We start from the raw sequence: 18062 nt of genomic DNA, 5'->3' as shown, positions 1-18062 counted from the left end.
CCTCATATCCTGAGAAGTACTTACCTGAAAAGAAACTCCTGTATTCCACTTCCCAGTCGTGGATCTGTTAACCGTAGTCAAGTGAAAAAAGCCGTCTGGCTACATGATGCACCACAGGTCGGCTGGGTTAGGGCATTGCCGTCAGCACGAGCTTGCCGGTGACGTGGCCTTCTTCAAGCTTGCGGTGTGCGTGGCCGAGGTTTTCAGGCGTCAATGGGCCGATGACCTCGCTCAGCGTCGAGCTCAGGTGTCCGGCATCGAAGTGCGCGGCCATTTTTTCCAGAGCCTGCCCCTGATGCTCGATATGGTAGCCATGCAGCGAGCGAGCAAACATGAACTCCCAGCTGAACGTCACAGCCTTGCCCTGCAGCTGGTTGAGATCGACCGTCTTTTTCGTCTCGGCTATCGCCACGATATGGCCGAGCGGTCGAATGAGCGCATTCATGTTATCCCAATGATCGCCAATATCGGCGCAGTTGAAGATGTAGTCGACTTCCGGATAACCGGCGCTCTGCATGGTATCGATCAGGTCGTGATGATTGACAACCTCATGAGCCCCCATGGTGCGGCACCACTCGATGGAGGCTTCACGTGACGCGGTGGCGATGACCTTGATGCCGGTCAACTGGCGTGCCAGTTGGGTGGCAATCGAACCTACGCCCCCGGCGCCATTGATGATCAGCAGGGTCTCGTCGCGATGCGTATCGTCGCCCTGAGACAGTTTCAGCTTGTCGAACAGTGCTTCCCAGGCGGTCAATGCCGTCAGAGGCATGGCTGCCGCCTCTTCGGGCTTGAGCTTCTGCGGCGCCTTGGCGGCCAGCCGCGCATCGACGAGCTGATATTGGGCGTTACAGCCGGGGCGCTCGACCTCGCCGGAATAATAAACCTGATCTCCCTTGGCAAAACCGGTCACCTTGTCGCCTACGGTTTCCACTTGACCGGCAACGTCCCAACCCAAGACATGCTGCTGATCGTTGGGGAGGATAGCCCCCTGGCGGATCTTGGTGTCGACAGGGTTGACCGACACCGCTTTTATACGTACCAGCAGGTCCCATTCGCCGGGCTGTGGTGTTTCGCGTTCGATAATCTGAAAGGCGTGCTCAGGCGCTGCTTCGGGGCGACCGGCGGTAGCAATGGCTTTCATGTCACGCTCCATGTAGATAAGTAAGGAATTCGAAACCCCCAGGTGGTGTTGACGTTTCATGAGAGGGGATTTGCTGAATGAGAACAGTCCCGCAGGATTGAGGTTCCCAAACCGACAAACAGCGAGTCTGCTAGGCCCGGTTGATGCTCGGTGACGATCTCTGGTTGAAGCTGAAGAAAATTCTGATTCAACAGTCCATCTATCGCAACCCCGATCTGCAGTTGATGGAGAATGTTTCCCTTATCGGATGCGTGAGCCTGCTGCTATCAGTCCCTGCGAAGGTTTCGTTTACGACAATGGTCATAACCACCTGTCCAAACGGTCAGATGTTGGTTAGCCTGTCCACCCTTGGTTGACCAAATGGTCAGTACAAAAGCCCCTTGGATTGATACTCATTTGATACTCAATTCCCACCCTGCTTCCAACAACAATGGGATCACCGATATGGAACCGAACTCCTCCTCCCTTGCCGACAAGAACACTGCGCTACCCGATGAGCAGATCGCCCGGCCTGCCAATTGGCTGGACCAATATTTTGGCGTGACGCGCCGCGGCTCGTCGTTGCGCACCGAAATCCTAGCCGGAATCGCCACTTTCCTGGCCTCCATGTACATCATCGTGGTCAACCCGGCGATTCTCAGCGATGCCGGCATCCCCTTCTCCGCCGCTCTCTCGGCCACGGTGCTGATCAGTTTCATGAGCAGCCTGGCCATGGGCTTCTACGCCCGCAACCCTATCCTGGTCGCCCCGGGCATGGGCATGAACGCCCTGTTCACCTATACCCTGGTGCAGGGCGCGGGGCTTTCCTGGGAAGTGGCGCTAGGCTGCGTTTTCTGGTCGGGGGTGCTGTTCGCCATTCTGGCCATGTTCAACGTGCGCCAGGCGATCATCGAGGCCATTCCCCCCTCTCTGCGCTATGCGATCACCTGTGGCATCGGGCTGTTCATCACCTTCATCGGCTTCAAGAATGCCGGCTTCATCATTGGCAGCGACGCCACCCTGGTCACGCTGGGCAATATGGATGCCGGCATGGTGACCTTCTTCATCGGCATGATGGCGACGGCGATTATGGTCATCCTGCGTTTCAACGGGGCACTGATCCTGGGTATCGCCCTGACCACCCTGCTGGCAGCGCCCATGGGTCGGCTGTGGGGCGGTGACGTGGTGGTGGAATGGAGCGGCCTGGCGGCCTGGCCCGACTTCAGCGCGGTGATGCAGGTGGACATCTGGGGAGCGTTGACGGTCGCCTATCTGCCGTTCATCTTCGTGATGCTGTTCACCAACTTCTTCGATGCTCTCTCGTGCTTCATGGCCCTCTCCGAGTCGGCCGACCTCAAGGACAAGGATGGCAACCCCCGCAACCTGAAGCGCTCGATGACCGTCGATGCCTTTGCCTCGATGATTGCTGCCCCCTTGGGTACCAGTGCGGCCCAGACCTTCATCGAATCCGGCGCTGGCGTTGCCCAGGGCGGCCGAACCGGCTTGGTTGCGGTGACCATCGCCCTGCTGTTTCTGCCCTTCCTGTTCCTGTCACCGCTACTCTCGCTGGTGCCCAGTATCGCCACCGCACCGGCGCTGGTGCTGGTGGGGCTCTTCATGCTTGCCCCGATCGGCAAGATTGAGTGGACGAAGTTCGACCAGGCCTTTCCGGCCTTTCTGGCGATCATCCTGATGCCGCTGACCTACTCGATCACCCTGGGTATTGCCTTTGGCTTTCTCAGCTTCGTGCTGATCAAACTTTTCACCGGCAGTATCGAGCAGATCAAGCCTGCCATGTGGGTCACCGCTGCTCTCAGCATAGTGATGCTGGTGACGACTCACTAGAGCAATTTCGTTCTGACTGGTTATCTGGCAGCGCCTGAAACAGGCTGCCAGAATGACCATGCTGGAACTCTGCCGTTGTGCCTGTGGAGGATGCTCTTACGGGATGGAGGCGGGGCCAGGCCCGCGTGACCGGGGCATGGCGATCAATGGTTTATTTATGGAGTAAATGAATCACTTTATGAAATAGTGGATGCCAAAAACAAAGAAGGCCGTCGAGCATTTAGCTCGACGGCCTTCAAAATTTCTTGGCGGAGGGGGAGGGATTCGAACCCTCGAAGCCTTTCGACTTACACACTTTCCAGGCGTGCTCCTTCGACCACTCGGACACCCCTCCGCAAATTTGCTCTGCTGGTGAGCGCTTGGCTTTCTCAACAGAACGGCGCATATCCTAACGGCTAAGCCGCGGGAAGGCAAGCCTTTTCGTGCCGCACTCAGGTGGCCGGCAGGACGGCATAATCGCCCTCCGCTTCGAGGCACAGGGACTCGCCGCAATACAACTGATGGACAAGCTGGATGCGACCCTTGCCCCGCTGCTGAAGATTTTCATGCAGCTGCTCGGTGCCATTGGTCTGACGGGGTGTGCATACGAGGCGGTAGTCACCCTTCACCGGTGCCAGAAAGCGTTGCGAGGCCTGGGCCACCACGACATCTCGGGCAAGCCCATGTTCACGCAACCATAGCGTCACCCAGCACCAGCCTTGCAGAGTAGTTTGCGCTGCCAGTGCACCCCCGAAACCGGTGCCCTTATCGTTGAGGTTCGGCGCCAGCGCCAGCTGCCACTCCAGCCTGTCGCCCTCACGCTGCATCTTCTCGATACCCAGGCTCGTAACCATGGGAATGGCGTTAGCCAGCCAGGCGTGGAAGGCGGACAAGTCTTCCCGACTGCCGGAGGCAGGCAACGGCAAGCGCGGGTACGGCTCTCCCGGCTGGCGTGTGGTGTCAGTCATGACTAATCCCAACGCTCGACGAAATCGGAAATCTTGTGCACCGGCACCTGCCGATGCCGCCCGCCTAGAGCGCCGATATAGATGAATGCCACGATCTCGTCGTCCTCTTCCAGTCTCAGCCCTTTGCGCACGGTAGGATCGAAAGCATATTTACCGCTTCGCCACATGGCGCCCAGACCCAGCGCATGGGCTGCCAGAAGAATGCCGTGGGCGGCACAGCCGGCGGAAATAACTTGCTCCATCTTCGGCACTTTAGGCAGATCCGGCGTTACCTTGGCGATTACCGCTATGATCATGGGAGCTCGCAGCGGTTTCTTGCGGGCCGCATCTAGCGTGCCATCCTCGGCATGAGGGTCGGCATGGAATTCCGCTTCGGCAAACAGCTCACCCAGGCGCTCCAATCCTTCACCCTGAAACTCGACGAAACGCCAGGGGCGAAGCTCCTTGTGGTCGGGCGCACGCAAGGCTGCATGATAGATGGCTTCCATCTGCTCGGGCGATGGCGCTGGTGCCATCAACTTGCCCATGGAGCTGCGTTCGTGCAGCAGCGTTATTGCATCCATCTTGCCTCCAGAAGTTAAAGTCGTCGCAGTGCGTTCCAGTCGTCTATTGCCGCGCCAGCCGCAGCGGCGCGGGCGGCTGCTCGCCGGGAGTGCCTCGCCAAGGGCTGATATCCAGTCCGCCACGGCGCACGTAACGCGCCAGCACCAGAAGCCGCTCGGGCTTGGCCCGCGCCATCAGATCACAGAATATATGTTCAACACAGTGCTCATGAAAATCCTGGTGCTGGCGATAGCCGATCAGATAGCGCAGCAGGGCTTCCCGGTCGAGCTTGGGGCCGCGATAACGGATCAGTATGCTTCCCCAGTCGGGTTGTCCGGTTACCGGGCAGTTGGATTTCAGCAAGTGAGAGTATAGCGTCTCCTCCACCACCTCAGTGCCGACTATCAAATGTTCGATACTAGGGGTGTAGTCACTCACGTCGATGTCCAGTTCGTCCAGGCACTCGCCCGGCAGGCGCTGCGGCGTGAGCGTCTCATCATCGAGATCGAGGAGCTCGACGGAGACAGGTGCACCGGCGGCACCGGCCAGGTCGGCTTCGAGAGTGGTGATCACCATGTCGCGGTCACTGAAGCGAGTCTGGTTGAAACTGTTGAGATACAGCTTCCACGATTTCGACTCGATCAGACAGGGCGATGACGCCGGCAGGCGAAAGCGTGCAACCGCTACCACCGGCTTGCCCCGTCCATTTAGCCAGGACATCTCGAAGGCGTGCCACTCATCTTCACCGACGAACGGCAGCGCACCGTCCTCGATCCCCAGCGGCAAGCGGTTGGCGGCACGCGGAATGGGATAAAGCAGCCCCGCATCGTAGCGTTCGGGATAGGCGGAGTCTCTCCCCAAGGGAGCGTGCGCCAGTGTCTCGGGACGCCCGGAATCAAGTTGGTTGCTCATCAGCTGCGAATCCCCTTGCCATATTCAAGCATCCAAAGTGCCGCTGCGTAGAGCACCACGATAAACGCGACGATCGCGGCCAGTGCCCAGCCCACGGGGATATCCGAAACCCCGAGGAAGCCGTAACGAAAGACATTGACCATGTACAGAATCGGATTGAGCATCGACACGCCCTGCCAGAAGTCCGGCAACATCGAAATCGAATAGAACACCCCGCCCAGGTATGTCAGAGGCGTCAGGATGAATGTGGGCACGATAGAGATATCGTCGAACTTGTTGGCCAGAAGCGCGTTGATGAAACCGCCAACAGAAAACAGTGCCGAGGTCAGAATCACTACCAGGATCGTCAACAGCCCATGCTCCACCGTCAACCGGGTAAAGAACAGCGAAACCAGTGTGACGATCAGCCCCACACCCAGCCCACGGGCCATGCCGCCCAGCACGAAGCCGCTCAGGATCACCCAGTTCGGCATAGGTGACACCATCATCTCTTCTATCGAACGCTGAAACTTGTTGGAGAAGAACGACGACGCCACGTTGGAGTAGCTGTTGGTAATCACCGCCATCATGATCAACCCGGGGACGATGAAGTCCATGTAGGTAAACCCATCCATTTCGCCGATTCGCGAGCCGATCAGGTTACCGAAGATGATGAAATACATGGTCATCGTGATAGAGGGCGGAAGCAGCGTCTGTGGCCAGATCCGGGTAAATCGCTTGATCTCCTTCAACACCAGCGTCCATAGCGCAATCAGGGTTCGGCTGGCATTCATGAGCGCACCTCCGTGTTCTGGCCACCTTCCACCATGGAAACGAACATTTCCTCCAGGCGATTGGCTCGATTACGCATCGACACGACCTGAATGCCCTGCTCGCTGAGTGCGGTGAAGACATCGTTCAATCGCTGGCCGCGATGAATCACCACCGACAGCTGCGCCTGGTCCACCTGGCGCACCTCGAAACCTTCGATCTCGGGTGGTGCCTCCACACCATGAGCCAAGTCAAGCAGGAACGTCTCGGTATCCAGCTCCGCCAGTAAGTCACGAACGCTGGTATTGCGGACGATATCGCCGTGATTGATGATCGCGATGTTACGGCACAGGCTTTCGGCTTCTTCCAGGTAATGGGTGGTGAGAATGATAGTAGTGCCTACGTCGCGATTGATGCGGCGCATGTACTCCCACATGCTGCGCCGGAGCTCGATGTCCACCCCGGCGGTGGGCTCGTCGAGAATCAACAGTTTGGGTCGATGCATCAGGGCCCGTGCGATCATCAAGCGACGCTTCATGCCGCCGGAGAGCATCCTGGCGCTACCGTTGCGCTTGTCCCATAGCCCCAGATCCTTCAATAGTTGCTCGGCACGCGGCAAGGCCTCGCGACTGGTCATGCCGTAATAGCCGGCCTGGGCCAGCACGATATCGAGAACCTTCTCGAACTGATTGAAGTTGAACTCCTGAGGCACCACGCCGAGGTGGTACTTGGCCTTGGCGAAGTCCTTATCAATGTCGATTCCGAAAATCGTCACTTGACCGGCGGTTTTCTGCACCAGTGAGCAAACGACACCAAGTGTGGTCGACTTTCCGGCACCGTTGGGGCCCAGCAAGGCGAAGAAATCGCCTTGCTGGACGTCCAGATCAATACCCTTGAGCGCGCGAAATCCATTTCCGTAGACCTTGGTCAATCCACGGATGGACAGTGCCGGTTCGGCCATGAACATGTCCTGTCAGCAAAAAGAAGAAAAACTCGCCTGCAGGCAAGGGAATATCGGGGCGGCACGAAGCTTTTCAAGCCAAATCAGCAAAGCGTACATAAGCAAAAACATGCCAACGCAAAATACCCGACAGTTCCAGGTGCATCAGCTGCAGCGGAAGTCAGGGAAAAAATAGTGAAACTATCGAAATAAGGCGCTTGGAGCGGGAAAGGAGGTCGATGGGGCTGCCAACAGCCGGACTGGCGCACCAGCTCACGACCCTCACCTAACGATTCGACACCACTGAAACTGGAGCGGGAAAGGAGATTCGAACTCCCGACCCTCGCCTTGGCAAGGCGATGCTCTACCACTGAGCTATTCCCGCTTGGTCGTGCTGAAAGCTGGCATCTTGCCATCGAAGATGGCGTCCCATAGGGGGTTCGAACCCCTGTTACCGCCGTGAAAGGGCGGTGTCCTAGGCCACTAGACGAATGGGACATAATCAAGAAGAAACTGGAGCGGGAAAGGAGATTCGACTGGGCTGGCATTCCAGCTCCCGACCCTCGCTTTCGTCACTCTACTGCTAAATCTGGAGCGGGAAAGGAGATTCGAACTCCCGACCCTCGCCTTGGCAAGGCGATGCTCTACCACTGAGCTATTCCCGCTTGGTCGTGCTGAAATCTGCACATCTTGCTATCGGAAGATGGCGTCCCATAGGGGGTTCGAACCCCTGTTACCGCCGTGAAAGGGCGGTGTCCTGGACCACTAGACGAATGGGACGCTGTAAGCACTGCAAATGCTTGGAGCGGGAAAGGGATTCGATCGGACTGGCGTTCCAGCTCACGACCCCACCTGCTTCTTCACACTCGTAATGCTTGGAGCGGGAAAGGAGATTCGAACTCCCGACCCTCGCCTTGGCAAGGCGATGCTCTACCACTGAGCTATTCCCGCACTCCGACACCTGACAAGAAAGATGGCGTCCCATAGGGGGTTCGAACCCCTGTTACCGCCGTGAAAGGGCGGTGTCCTAGACCACTAGACGAATGGGACGTTGCTCTGCCTCGTCGAGGTGGCGCGTATATTATCCAGCGCTTGATTGGCTGTCAAGCATTGCCCCACACTGGCGAAGCACGCAAGGATAACGCATGCTGATTGCCATCATCACGCCGAAGGAGACGATCATGGCCAAGATCCATAAACCCGATGACCAGTGGCGCGAAACCTTATCCCCCGAAGCCTACCGAGTCACCCGGCAAAAAGGCACAGAACCGCCGTTCAGTAGCGACTGCCAGGTAAACGACAAGATTGGCATCTATCACTGTGTATGCTGCCACGCGCCGCTATTCGAAAACGAACACAAATTCGAGGCCGGCTGCGGCTGGCCCAGCTTCGACCGTCCCCTGGGCTCACACAGCGTGGAGGAACATGACGATACTTCACACGGCATGCAGCGCACGGAAGTGACCTGCGCCCATTGCGACGCTCACCTGGGCCATGTCTTTCCCGACGGCCCAGCCGCCACCACCGGGCTGCGCTACTGCATCAACGGGGTCGCCCTCGAATTTCATCCCGACGAATAATCCCCTCCCCCGACCTTCGCTCAAGCAACGCGGGCGCCATCTGCTAGAATGGCAGCCCGCTTTTTTTGTGCTTGCAGGAGAAATGCCATGCTCGGCTGGTTTCCGGGACATATGAACAAGGCCCGCCGTCAGATCAAGGATGCGCTGCCGGAGATTGACGTGGTCATCGAGGTTCTCGATGCCCGCCTGCCCTACTCCAGCGCCAATCCTATGCTGGCCGAACTGACCCGGCACAAACCGGTGCTGAAGATCCTGTCGCGCGCGGATCTGGCCGACCCCGAGCGTACCCGGGAATGGGTGGCGTACTTCGATGCCCAGGAGGCCATGCGCGCCTTGGCCGTGACCACGACCAATATCCGCGAACTCAAGCAGATTCCCAAGCTATGCCACGAGTTGGCCGGTCACATACGTGCCGACCGCGATGTACGAGTCATGGTGATGGGAATTCCCAATGTCGGCAAATCCACCCTGATCAACGGCCTGGCCGGACGCAAGATCGCCAAGACCGGCAACGAGCCCGCCGTGACCAAGCGCCAGCAGAAGGTGCGTATCGATGGCCGAGTGGCGCTGATCGATACACCAGGGGTGCTGTGGCCGAAGATCGAGGACCAGGCCAGCGCCTATCGCCTTGCCGCCAGCGGTGCCATCCGCGATACCGCCATCGAATACGTCGATGTGGCGATCGTCACCAGTGCCGAACTGGCCAAGCGCTATCCGCAGGCACTAGCCAGCCGTTTCAAGCTCAAGAGTTTGCCGGAATATGCTCCCTTGCCCGATCAGCAAGTCGATGCTGACGGTCCCGCTCGACCCGATTTCCTCGCTATCGCCGGATACGACGGCAATGCCATCCTCAAGGAGATCGCCGCCAAGCGCGGCGGCTTACGCCCAGGCGGTGAGGTCGACCTGCACCGGGGAGCCGAAGTGTTACTACACGAGTTGCGCGACGGCAAACTGGGCCGGCTGACACTCGAAACACCCCTGGATATTCCCGTTGAGATACCTGCCGAGGAAGCTGTCTCTTCTGACGGCGACAAGTCGCTAGATAATCAAGACAACGACGAGCTTCCCGACGCATAATGCCTTAATCACAATTAACCAGGTAAGACTTCCCTACTTAGAACTGCCCTGGATTCAAACTGCCACCGACGGCAGCCTCTGGACACGTTTTGGATACCCCTGACATGGATACCCCGCTGTTACGCAAATCGCACAAGCTCGATAACGTCTGCTACGACATTCGTGGTCCGGTACTCGACCATTCCAAGCGCCTGGAAGAGGAAGGCCAGCGCATCCTCAAGCTCAATATCGGCAATCCGGCTCCCTTCGGCTTCGAAGCGCCGGAAGAGATCCTGCAGGATGTCATGCGCAACCTGCCCACGGCCCAGGGCTACTGCGATTCGAAGGGACTGTATTCCGCACGCAAGGCGATCATGCAGGAGTGCCAGCGCAAGGAGATTCCCGGCGTGGGGGTGGAGGATATCTACATCGGCAACGGTGTGTCCGAGTTGATCGTCATGGCCATGCAAGCCCTGCTCAACGACGGCGACGAAGTCTTGATCCCGGCGCCGGACTATCCGTTATGGACGGCGGCCGCCAACCTTTCCGGCGGTCGCGCGGTGCATTATCTGTGCGACGAGCAATCGGACTGGGCGCCGGACATGGCCGATGTCCGAGCCAAGATCACCAGCCACACTCGCGCGCTGGTATTGATCAACCCCAACAATCCCACCGGTGCGGTCTATCCACCGGCGGTAGTCCGCGAACTGCTCGATATCGCCCGCGAGAACCATCTGGTGGTGTTTTCCGACGAGATCTACGACAAGATCCTTTATGACGGAGTGGAGCATACCTCGACTGGCGCCCTGGCGAGCGACGATCAGCTGGTCATCACCATGAACGGCTTGTCCAAGAGTTACCGTTGTGCCGGGTTTCGCTCGGGCTGGATGATCATCTCGGGCTCCGACGCCAAGAAACATGCCGTGGACTACATCCAGGGACTCAACATGCTGGCCTCGATGCGTCTGTGCGCCAACGTGCCGGCGCAACATGCCATCCAGACGGCGCTGGGCGGGTATCAGTCGATCAATGACCTGATCCTGCCGGGGGGACGCCTGCTGGCCCAGCGCGACATCACCGTCGAGAAGCTCAACGCAATTCCCGGTGTCTCCTGCGTCAAACCCCAGGGCGCGCTCTACGCCTTCCCGCGGCTCGACCCCAAGATATACAACATCCAGGATGACCAGCAATTGGTGCTCGACCTGCTGCTTCAGGAAAAGATTCTGCTGGTTCAGGGTACGGCGTTCAACTGGCCGGAGCCGGATCATGTCCGCATCGTCACGCTGCCGTGGGTGGAGCAGTTGGGTGATGCCCTGGATCGCTTCGCCAACTTTCTTTCTCGCTATCGTCAATGAATTGAAACCCGCACGTCACGACCGCATCTAAGCAAGCAGACTGGCGTTGCGTTTTCGCTTTTTTATTACTGCTTCCAAGCGCTGCTTTTAGCGCTCGTCTTTAGCACTGTTTTAGCGACCGTTTTCCACCATTGGAAAACCTCTACGGAGAATCCGCGACATGATGAGAATTCTGCTTTTCCTGGCCACCAACCTGGCGGTAATCCTGGTGGCCAGTGTTACCCTGCGCCTGCTGGGCGTGGACAGTTACTTGAGCGAACAGGGCATGAACTTCAATGGCCTGTTGATCTTCTGCTTCATCTTCGGCATGGCCGGCTCGCTGGTCTCGCTGTTCATTTCCAAGTGGATGGCCAAGCGCAGCACCGGGACGGTGATTATCGAAACGCCTTCCAACCAGACCGAAAGATGGCTGCTGGATACCGTGGCGGAACTTGCTCGTGACGCCGGAATCAAGACGCCGGAAGTGGGGATCTTTCCCGCCCAGCAGTCCAATGCCTTCGCCACGGGGTGGAACAAGGACGATGCCTTGGTGGCGGTCTCAGCCGGCCTGCTCAACCGCATGCGCCCGGATGAGGTTCGTGCGGTGCTGGCCCACGAGATCGGCCACGTCGCCAACGGCGACATGGTGACCTTGGCCTTGATTCAAGGGGTACTCAACACCTTCGTGATGTTCTTTGCCCGCGTGGTCGCCCACCTGGTGGACAACTTCCTGCGTAGTCGCAGCGATGACGGGGGTGGCCTAGGGTTCATGGGTTACTTCATAGTGGTGATCGTCGCGGAAATCGTCTTCGGCCTGGTGGCCTCGGCCATCGTGGCGTGGTTCTCGCGCTTTCGTGAATACCGGGCGGATGCCGCCGGTGCCCAGCTGGCCGGAACGAGCGCCATGGTCAATGCCCTGGCGCGCCTGAAAGCGGAAACCCAGCTGCCGGACCAAATGCCGGATACCCTTACCGCTTTTGCCATTACCACCGGGCAGTCGCGCAAGTTGATGGAGCGGGTATTCGCTAGCCACCCGCCGCTGGATGACCGCATTCGCGCACTGAAGGAAGCCTCTTATCGTTAATCAGGCGTTCCCGCCCTCGAATAACGCCCGTCAAGATCGTTCGAAGCCCGCATCAGCGGGCTTCGTCGTCCATGTCCTATCTCTCGGGACATCCTGGCAGCTTCATTCCGCCACCGTCTGGAAACCCGCCGCCTGTATCAAACCCTTGAGCTGGCTGGCCTCGCCGTACAATCCGACTGTCAGGGTGGAAAACTCCCGACGCAGCGGATAGTGCGCTCGGCAATGGTCAAACCCCGCTTCAATCCCCTGATGGCGTGTATACCAGTGCAGGCGGTCATGATCGCGGCGTACATCGTAGACGGCGCGAGCGCACAGGCGCAGGGCATCCTCAGGCGCCAGGGCCTGCTGCAAATTCAGCTCGGCCACGGCAGGCGGGGGCAGCAGCTCCTCCAATGCCAGGACGGACCTATCGAGATGACGGGCCAGAGCGGCGTGAACCTGCCAGCTGCCGCGCAATTTTCCGTCAAGGCTATAGCCGGCAATATGCGGCGTGGCGATTGCCGCCAGGTCGCGCAAGCCGACGTCTATGCGGGGTTCGTGCTCCCATACGTCGAGCACGGCGGTGATATCCCCCTTCCCCGCCAGGCGGACACGCAACGCCAATCCATCGATGCAGTCGCCGCGACCGGCATTGAGCACCACGCAGCCCGGTTTCAGCTCCTCGATACGCCTGGCGTCCAGCAGATGATGGGTCGGATACTTTCCGCCTTGCACCGCTGGCGTATGCAGGCAGATCACGTCACACTGCTCGATAAGCGTATCCAGGTCGACGAATTCTTTATCGCCTTCCGCCGCCGCCCGCGGAGGATCGCAAGCCAGTGTTGCCACGCCCATGGCCCGCAGGCGTTCCTGCAGGCGCCCACCGACATTTCCCACCCCGACGATCCCCACGCGCCGTTCGCTCAATTGCCACTGATCGCGTTCCGCCAGGCTCAACAAGCTGCTCAATACATAATCCACCACCGCTTCGGCGTTGCACCCCGGAGCGCTGGCAAACGTCACGCCGTGCTCAGTCAGAGCCATCTGGTCGACATGGTCGGTACCGATGGTGCAGCTACCCACGAACGTCAAGCGGCTCCCGGATACCATCGTGGCGGTCACCGGCGTGACCGAGCGTACGATCAAGGCATCGGCATCCGTTATATCGGTCGCGGTTATTTCCCGCCCGGGCAGACGCACCACCTCGCCAAAGCAACCGAAGCACTCCTGGGCCGCGGGGATGTTGGCATCCATGACGATTTTCACGGGTCTTGTCTCCTTTTCACCAGCTTGGCGCTGCTTTTCTGCAAGGCCGGCCTTACAATGGGCGCGATTCTACGCTTGTGACTCGCCGGAGATTTTTGTGATCGTACGCTGGGAAACCGACCACGACTATGTGCTGGTGCATATCCACCAGGACATGTTCGGCGACTGGATATTCAGCCGTGCCTGGGGCCAGATTGGTACCCAGTTCGGTGGACTGAAACACCAACTGGCCGACGACCAGGCCCAGGCTGCCTTATGGCTGGAAGATGAAGCCACCATTCAAGCGTCGCGCGGATTCCGCAAGGTGCTCGACGTCACCGACAGCTCCCCCGAAGGCCGCGAGGCCATGCGCCAGCTGTCGCTGCTCGACCTGCTGTAACACACACCACACACAAGCCCAGCGTCAGCCGAGAAAACGGCGCCCCTGGCGACGATACGCCCCTTTCACCGGCGTATCGACTGGTGAGGTCGTCAGCGCGGCCAGGGCCGCTTCATCCAGCCAGCCGCGCTCGCTCAGCCAGGGGCTCAAGCGCTCCAGCTCGAATCCTCGGTCCAGCTCGATGCCGCGTTCATCCACCAATACCGGAATCCGCACGCCGTAGCGCTCCACCAGGGCGTCGTCTTCGCTGATTTCGACACGCTGCAGACTCACCTCGTCATTGGCCAAGGTGAGCAACAGCGACTCCAGCTGGGCGCACAGGTGGCAGCCCAGGGTGGTGTAGAGGGAAAGCGTGATCATGCCGACTCCCGATGACGCAACAGGAAAACGTGGTGCAGGTTGGTGCGCCGCAGGAAATCCGGGTCGAAGCTCCGCGCCGAAATATCCTCGACCTCGTAGCGTTGCAGCAGCGCTTCATCCAGGCGGAAACGGCGCTGGTTGTTGGAAAATACCAGAGTTCCGCCTGGCGCCAACCGGGCCATCGCTAACTCCACCAGGCGTGGATGATCGCGCTGAATATCCAGCGTATCGCGCATTTTCTTGGAGTTGGAAAAGGTTGGCGGGTCCATGAAGATCAGGTCGAATTGCGTCCCCGCCGTTTCCAGCCAGCGAAAACAGTCGTCACGTACCACCCGGTGCCGCGAAGGGTCCAGCCCGTTCAAGGCGAAGTTGTCCCGCGCCCACTCAAGATAGGTATTGGACATATCGACACTGACGCTGTCACTCGCGCCAGCATGATCCGCCGTTCCCAGCGCCGCCTGCACCGTGGCCGTGGCGGTATAGCAGAACAGGTTGAGAAAACGCTTTCCCGCTGCCATCTCGCCCAGCATGCGGCGCACCGGACGATGATCCAGGAACAAACCGGTATCCAGGTAGTCGCGCAGATTGACCCATAGCCGAGCGCGGCCTTCGCGAACCTCGAAGCGTTCGCCACTGGCCGCCCGCTTCTCGTATTGCGCCTTGCCACTCTGACGCTCGCGGCGCTTGATATAGATCTTGCCCGGGTCCACCTCCAGCGCCTGGGGCAGTATCGCCAAGGCATCGAACAAGCGTTTCTGTGCCTGGGCGGGATTTACCGTGCGCGGCGGTGCATATTCCTGAACGTGCACACGATCGCCGTAGCGATCGATGGCCAGGGCGTATTCGGGCATGTCCGCATCGTACAGGCGATAGCAGGTCTCACCGGACTGCTTGAGCCACTTCTTCAGCCGTTTCTGATTCTTGTGCAGACGATTGGCCAGCATCTGGGCGCCCTCGCCGATAGTGCCTTCATCTTGAGCAGAGTGTGCCTGGGAGGGTTCCTCTGCCCCTAATTCGGCGGTATCGACTTTCGCTGCTGCCTCGGGCACCTCCATCAACAGTAGTTTCGCCGCCAACGGGCCGTTATTGAGCGCGTACTGCTTGTAGGCGCGCAGACTCAGGCGGTGACCAAGGTCGGGGTTGGCGGTGAATACTGCCAGCGTCCAGCCGGGAAATTCCGCTTTCACTCTCTCGCCGAGCTGGCTATAGAGCGTGACCAACTCGGGCAGCTCTCCCAGCCGCTCGCCATACGGCGGATTGGTGATGATCAGACCCGTTGCGTCTTGTGCTAGCGCTGCGGGGCGCTTCAGTTGCCCCAGACTCGCGCCCTGCAGGGTAATAAGCGCCGGAATGCCCGCGCGCATGGCGTTGGTCTTCGCTGCGGAGATTGCCGCCGGGCTCTCGTCGAATCCGAACAGCTGCGCCTTGCATCGCTTGCGCCCGATACTGGCTCGGGCTTCGGCTTCGCGCTTCAGCTCATTCCACAGGTTTTCGTCATGGCCCGCCCAGCCATGAAAACCGAAACGCGTACGGGACAGGTTGGGCGCCATGTCCGCCGCCATCATCGCCGCTTCAATCAGTAGAGTGCCGGCGCCGCACAGAGGGTCGGCCAACGCCTCGCCCACCTTGGCGCGCCGGGCCCATCCGGCACGCACCAGCAAGGCGGCAGCCAGGTTCTCCTTGAGTGGAGCATGGCCGACATCGCGGCGATAACCGCGCCGATGCAGACTCTCTCCCGAGAGGTCTATGCCCACCATGAGGTTGGCACGATGCAGGTTGGCGTAAAGACGCAGGTCGGGGGTTTTCAGGTCGATATCCGGGCGAGTCCGGGCGGCCAACTGAAGCGCATCCACCACGCCGTCCTTGACCGTCTGCGCACCAAAGCGGGTGTGGCGGACCTGATCGCCACGACCATGGAAATCCACGGCCAGGGTGTGGCCCGGCAATATATGCCGCGACCAGTCCAGGCGCGCCACGGCAAGGCGAAGCTGTTCCGGGGTTTCCACCATGGATTCGCGCAGCAGGCACAGGATCACGCGGTTGGCCAGGCGTGACCACAGACACACCCGATAGGCAGTCTCCAGGGAGGCAGAAAAATAGACCCCCGCCACCGTGGTCTTGCCAGGCGTTGCGCCCAGTTCGGCCAGTTCCTCGGCCAGTAGAATTTCGATGCCTTTGGGACAGCTCGCCAGAAGCTCCAGCGAGGTTTCAGGGGTCGACTCGGTCATGGTATTTGCGGCGTCTTGGCGCCAGGTTCCTATCATTGCGATCTGGTTTACGTGTTATGACAATTTGATGGTCGACAAAGGTTACCATCATGGGCTAACAATAAGAGGGTAGCTACCGAAAAACGCATGCATCATTGTCACGGTACCGCAAGGGTATCGCTGGCCAAAACGGGTATTTCATAGCCGTTCGGAGGCTAGGAAAAATACCTTCTCTTGACGATAGCTTTTGAAATAAAGGCAATTGATACAGCTAATTGAAACCGCTAGTAGAAACAGCTCTTTATTTTCAAATCACGGCTTTCATGATAAGAGGTTAGCCAATGAAACGACAGAAACGTGATCGCTTCCAGCGTGCTTATGTTCACGGTTACAAGGCAGGCGTCACAGGACGCTCCCGTGATGACTGCCCCAGTCTGGATGTTAATCTTCGCGAATACTGGATGAGCGGTTGGCGTGAAGGTCGAGGCGACCAGTGGGATGGCATGACCGGCATTTCCGGCATTCACAAGAATCCCATGGTCATGTAACCAGCCTTGCTTCAGGTTAGATGGCTTTGTTCCAAGCCCGCTCTTACGCGGGCTTTTTGCTGCCGGCCCCACTGGGTTTCACTTGTCGGCCAGAGCCACGGCGCACTCCTTGACCAGCCGAGGGCCACGATACACCAGGCCCGAATAAAGCTGAACCAGATCCGCGCCGGCTGCCCGCTTGGCTAACGCCGCCTCGCCACTGTCGATGCCGCCGACGCCGATAATGGGCAGCTCGGGCAAATGATCGCGTAGTTCACGAATCACCCGGTTCGAGGCTTCGAACAGTGGCTTGCCCGAAAGCCCTCCCGCCTCGTCGGCATGGCGTACTCCCGCAATTGCTTCGCGGGAGATCGTGGTATTGGTGGCGATCACGCCATCCAGTGCGTTGCGCGTGATGCTTTGTGCCACCAGGGCGATTTCGTCGCTGTCCATGTCCGGTGCGATCTTGACCAACAACGGAACCCGGCGCCCAGCTGCTTGATCCAGAATCGACGTCTGTTCGCGTAGCGGCCCGAGCAAGGCGTTCAGCTGCTCGCCAAACTGCAGGGACCGTAGTCCGGGAGTGTTGGGAGAGGAGATATTGACGGTAATGTAATCCGCCACCCCATGGGCAGGCTCCAGGCAGGCCAGGTAATCTTCCAGTGCCCGTTCCACGGGAGTGGTGAGATTCTTGCCGATATTGATTCCGACAACGCCCTGATAACGGCGCTTATGCTTCATGCGGGCCACCAACGCCTCGATTCCGGCATTGTTGAAACCCAGCCGGTTGATGATGGCGTCCCGCTCGGGCAAGCGGAACAGACGCGGTTTGGGATTGCCGCCCTGGGCCTTGGGCGTGACCGTGCCCACCTCGATGAAACCGAAACCCAATGAACCCAGGGCATCGACATGCTCGCCGTTCTTATCCAAACCCGCCGCCAGGCCCACCCGGTTGGAAAAGCGCAGACCCATCAACTCCACCGGATCATCGACGGCCTTGCCCATCAACCGGGGCAACAGGCCAAAGCGATACGAGCGTTCCAGAGTGGTCAATGTCAGTCCGTGAGAGGTTTCGGGATCGAGGCGAAACAGCAGCGAACGGGCTAGCGAATACATGACACACTCCAGGTTGGAACGAAAGGCGACACCAAAGGCGCGGCGAGTATAGCGCAAACGACAAAAACCTCGAACCCCGCTTATGCGGGGTTCGGAAGTCGGTTGTTGAGGAGA

At 59.2% G+C, this 18062-nt stretch carries 17 protein-coding genes and 7 tRNA genes; 7 read left to right on the top strand and 17 right to left on the bottom strand.

Annotated features, from left to right (window positions below):
* Positions 1–127 precede the first annotated feature (127 nt).
* Complete coding sequence (locus tag R5M92_RS02030; protein ID WP_346797461.1) at positions 128–1144, bottom strand: zinc-binding alcohol dehydrogenase family protein; 1017 nt, start codon at positions 1142–1144, stop codon at positions 128–130.
* A 444-nt stretch (positions 1145–1588) separates the two neighbouring features.
* On the opposite strand from R5M92_RS02030, the gene R5M92_RS02025 reads away from it, so the two are divergent.
* Positions 1589–2968 (top strand): NCS2 family permease, encoded by a 1380-nt coding sequence (locus R5M92_RS02025; RefSeq protein WP_346797459.1) that lies wholly within the window; start codon positions 1589–1591, stop codon positions 2966–2968.
* A gap of 246 nt (positions 2969–3214) precedes the next feature.
* Here the strand turns inward: R5M92_RS02025 and R5M92_RS02020 are convergent.
* The 12 genes from R5M92_RS02020 to R5M92_RS01965 form a co-directional block, all read right to left on the bottom strand.
* Positions 3215–3302: transfer RNA gene (locus tag R5M92_RS02020), tRNA-Ser, on the bottom strand.
* A gap of 97 nt (positions 3303–3399) precedes the next feature.
* Positions 3400–3915 carry a YiiD C-terminal domain-containing protein gene (locus R5M92_RS02015; protein WP_346797458.1) on the bottom strand — a complete coding sequence of 172 codons (516 nt, stop codon included), beginning with the start codon at positions 3913–3915 and terminating at the stop codon, positions 3400–3402.
* Between the two features lie 2 nt (positions 3916–3917).
* Positions 3918–4478 carry a nitroreductase family protein gene (locus tag R5M92_RS02010; protein ID WP_346797456.1) on the bottom strand — a complete coding sequence of 187 codons (561 nt, stop codon included), beginning with the start codon at positions 4476–4478 and terminating at the stop codon, positions 3918–3920.
* A 43-nt stretch (positions 4479–4521) separates the two neighbouring features.
* Entirely contained in the window at positions 4522–5370 is an 849-nt protein-coding gene (gene queF, locus R5M92_RS02005; RefSeq protein WP_346797454.1) for an NADPH-dependent 7-cyano-7-deazaguanine reductase QueF, read from the bottom strand.
* Complete coding sequence (locus R5M92_RS02000) at positions 5370–6143, bottom strand: ABC transporter permease (protein WP_346797453.1); 774 nt, start codon at positions 6141–6143, stop codon at positions 5370–5372. The genes queF and R5M92_RS02000 overlap by 1 nt, the downstream gene beginning before the upstream one ends.
* Positions 6140–7081 (bottom strand): ABC transporter ATP-binding protein, encoded by a 942-nt coding sequence (locus R5M92_RS01995; RefSeq protein ID WP_346797451.1) that lies wholly within the window; start codon positions 7079–7081, stop codon positions 6140–6142. The genes R5M92_RS02000 and R5M92_RS01995 overlap by 4 nt, the downstream gene beginning before the upstream one ends.
* 289 nt (positions 7082–7370) lie before the next feature.
* Positions 7371–7445: transfer RNA gene (locus R5M92_RS01990), tRNA-Gly, on the bottom strand.
* Positions 7446–7482: 37 nt separating this feature from the next.
* Positions 7483–7558 (bottom strand) — tRNA-Glu (locus R5M92_RS01985).
* A 92-nt stretch (positions 7559–7650) separates the two neighbouring features.
* Positions 7651–7725 (bottom strand) — tRNA-Gly (locus R5M92_RS01980).
* A gap of 39 nt (positions 7726–7764) precedes the next feature.
* Positions 7765–7840: transfer RNA gene (locus R5M92_RS01975), tRNA-Glu, on the bottom strand.
* A 96-nt stretch (positions 7841–7936) separates the two neighbouring features.
* A tRNA-Gly gene (locus R5M92_RS01970) sits at positions 7937–8011 on the bottom strand.
* A 23-nt stretch (positions 8012–8034) separates the two neighbouring features.
* Positions 8035–8110, bottom strand: a tRNA-Glu gene (locus R5M92_RS01965).
* A 131-nt stretch (positions 8111–8241) separates the two neighbouring features.
* On the opposite strand from R5M92_RS01965, the gene msrB reads away from it, so the two are divergent.
* The 4 genes from msrB (at position 8242) to htpX (ending at position 12114) form a co-directional block, all read left to right on the top strand.
* Positions 8242–8640, top strand: coding sequence for a peptide-methionine (R)-S-oxide reductase MsrB (gene msrB / locus R5M92_RS01960; protein ID WP_346799212.1), 399 nt, complete (start codon positions 8242–8244; stop codon positions 8638–8640).
* A gap of 87 nt (positions 8641–8727) precedes the next feature.
* Positions 8728–9717, top strand: coding sequence for a ribosome biogenesis GTPase YlqF (gene ylqF / locus R5M92_RS01955; RefSeq protein WP_346797450.1), 990 nt, complete (start codon positions 8728–8730; stop codon positions 9715–9717).
* 104 nt (positions 9718–9821) lie between these two features.
* A complete protein-coding gene (locus R5M92_RS01950) occupies positions 9822–11051 on the top strand; it encodes a pyridoxal phosphate-dependent aminotransferase (protein ID WP_346797448.1) in 1230 nt (409 codons plus the stop codon).
* A gap of 160 nt (positions 11052–11211) precedes the next feature.
* Positions 11212–12114: a protease HtpX gene (gene htpX, locus R5M92_RS01945; RefSeq protein ID WP_346797446.1), complete on the top strand. Its 903-nt coding sequence runs from the start codon at positions 11212–11214 to the stop codon at positions 12112–12114.
* Between the two features lie 102 nt (positions 12115–12216).
* Here htpX and pdxB read toward each other — a convergent pair whose 3' ends face one another.
* Positions 12217–13359 (bottom strand): 4-phosphoerythronate dehydrogenase PdxB, encoded by a 1143-nt coding sequence (pdxB, locus tag R5M92_RS01940; protein ID WP_346797445.1) that lies wholly within the window; start codon positions 13357–13359, stop codon positions 12217–12219.
* 97 nt (positions 13360–13456) lie between these two features.
* On the opposite strand from pdxB, the gene R5M92_RS01935 reads away from it, so the two are divergent.
* Complete coding sequence (locus R5M92_RS01935) at positions 13457–13738, top strand: hypothetical protein (protein ID WP_346797443.1); 282 nt, start codon at positions 13457–13459, stop codon at positions 13736–13738.
* A 24-nt stretch (positions 13739–13762) separates the two neighbouring features.
* On the opposite strand, the gene R5M92_RS01930 is transcribed toward R5M92_RS01935, so the two are convergent.
* On the bottom strand, positions 13763–14098 hold the full coding sequence (locus tag R5M92_RS01930; RefSeq protein ID WP_346797441.1) for a glutaredoxin family protein: 336 nt from the start codon (positions 14096–14098) through the stop codon (positions 13763–13765).
* Positions 14095–16326, bottom strand: coding sequence for a bifunctional 23S rRNA (guanine(2069)-N(7))-methyltransferase RlmK/23S rRNA (guanine(2445)-N(2))-methyltransferase RlmL (rlmKL, locus tag R5M92_RS01925; protein WP_346797439.1), 2232 nt, complete (start codon positions 16324–16326; stop codon positions 14095–14097). Before rlmKL ends, R5M92_RS01930 begins: the two co-directional genes overlap by 4 nt.
* Positions 16327–16646: 320 nt before the next feature.
* Here rlmKL and rmf point away from each other — a divergent pair, with 320 nt between their 5' ends.
* Positions 16647–16853 (top strand): ribosome modulation factor, encoded by a 207-nt coding sequence (rmf, locus tag R5M92_RS01920; RefSeq protein ID WP_346797438.1) that lies wholly within the window; start codon positions 16647–16649, stop codon positions 16851–16853.
* Between the two features lie 78 nt (positions 16854–16931).
* On the opposite strand, the gene R5M92_RS01915 is transcribed toward rmf, so the two are convergent.
* Positions 16932–17948, bottom strand: a complete 1017-nt coding sequence (locus R5M92_RS01915; RefSeq protein WP_346797437.1) for a quinone-dependent dihydroorotate dehydrogenase — start codon at positions 17946–17948, stop codon at positions 16932–16934.
* Positions 17949–18062: the final 114 nt, after the last annotated feature.

Origin of the sequence: Halomonas sp. Bachu 37 (genome assembly GCF_039691755.1) — a bacterium.
GTDB classification, from domain to species: Bacteria; Pseudomonadota; Gammaproteobacteria; order Pseudomonadales; family Halomonadaceae; genus Vreelandella; species Vreelandella kashgarensis.
The sequence above is the reverse complement of the archived record's forward strand: the minus strand, read 5'-3'. Positions and strand labels throughout refer to the sequence as shown.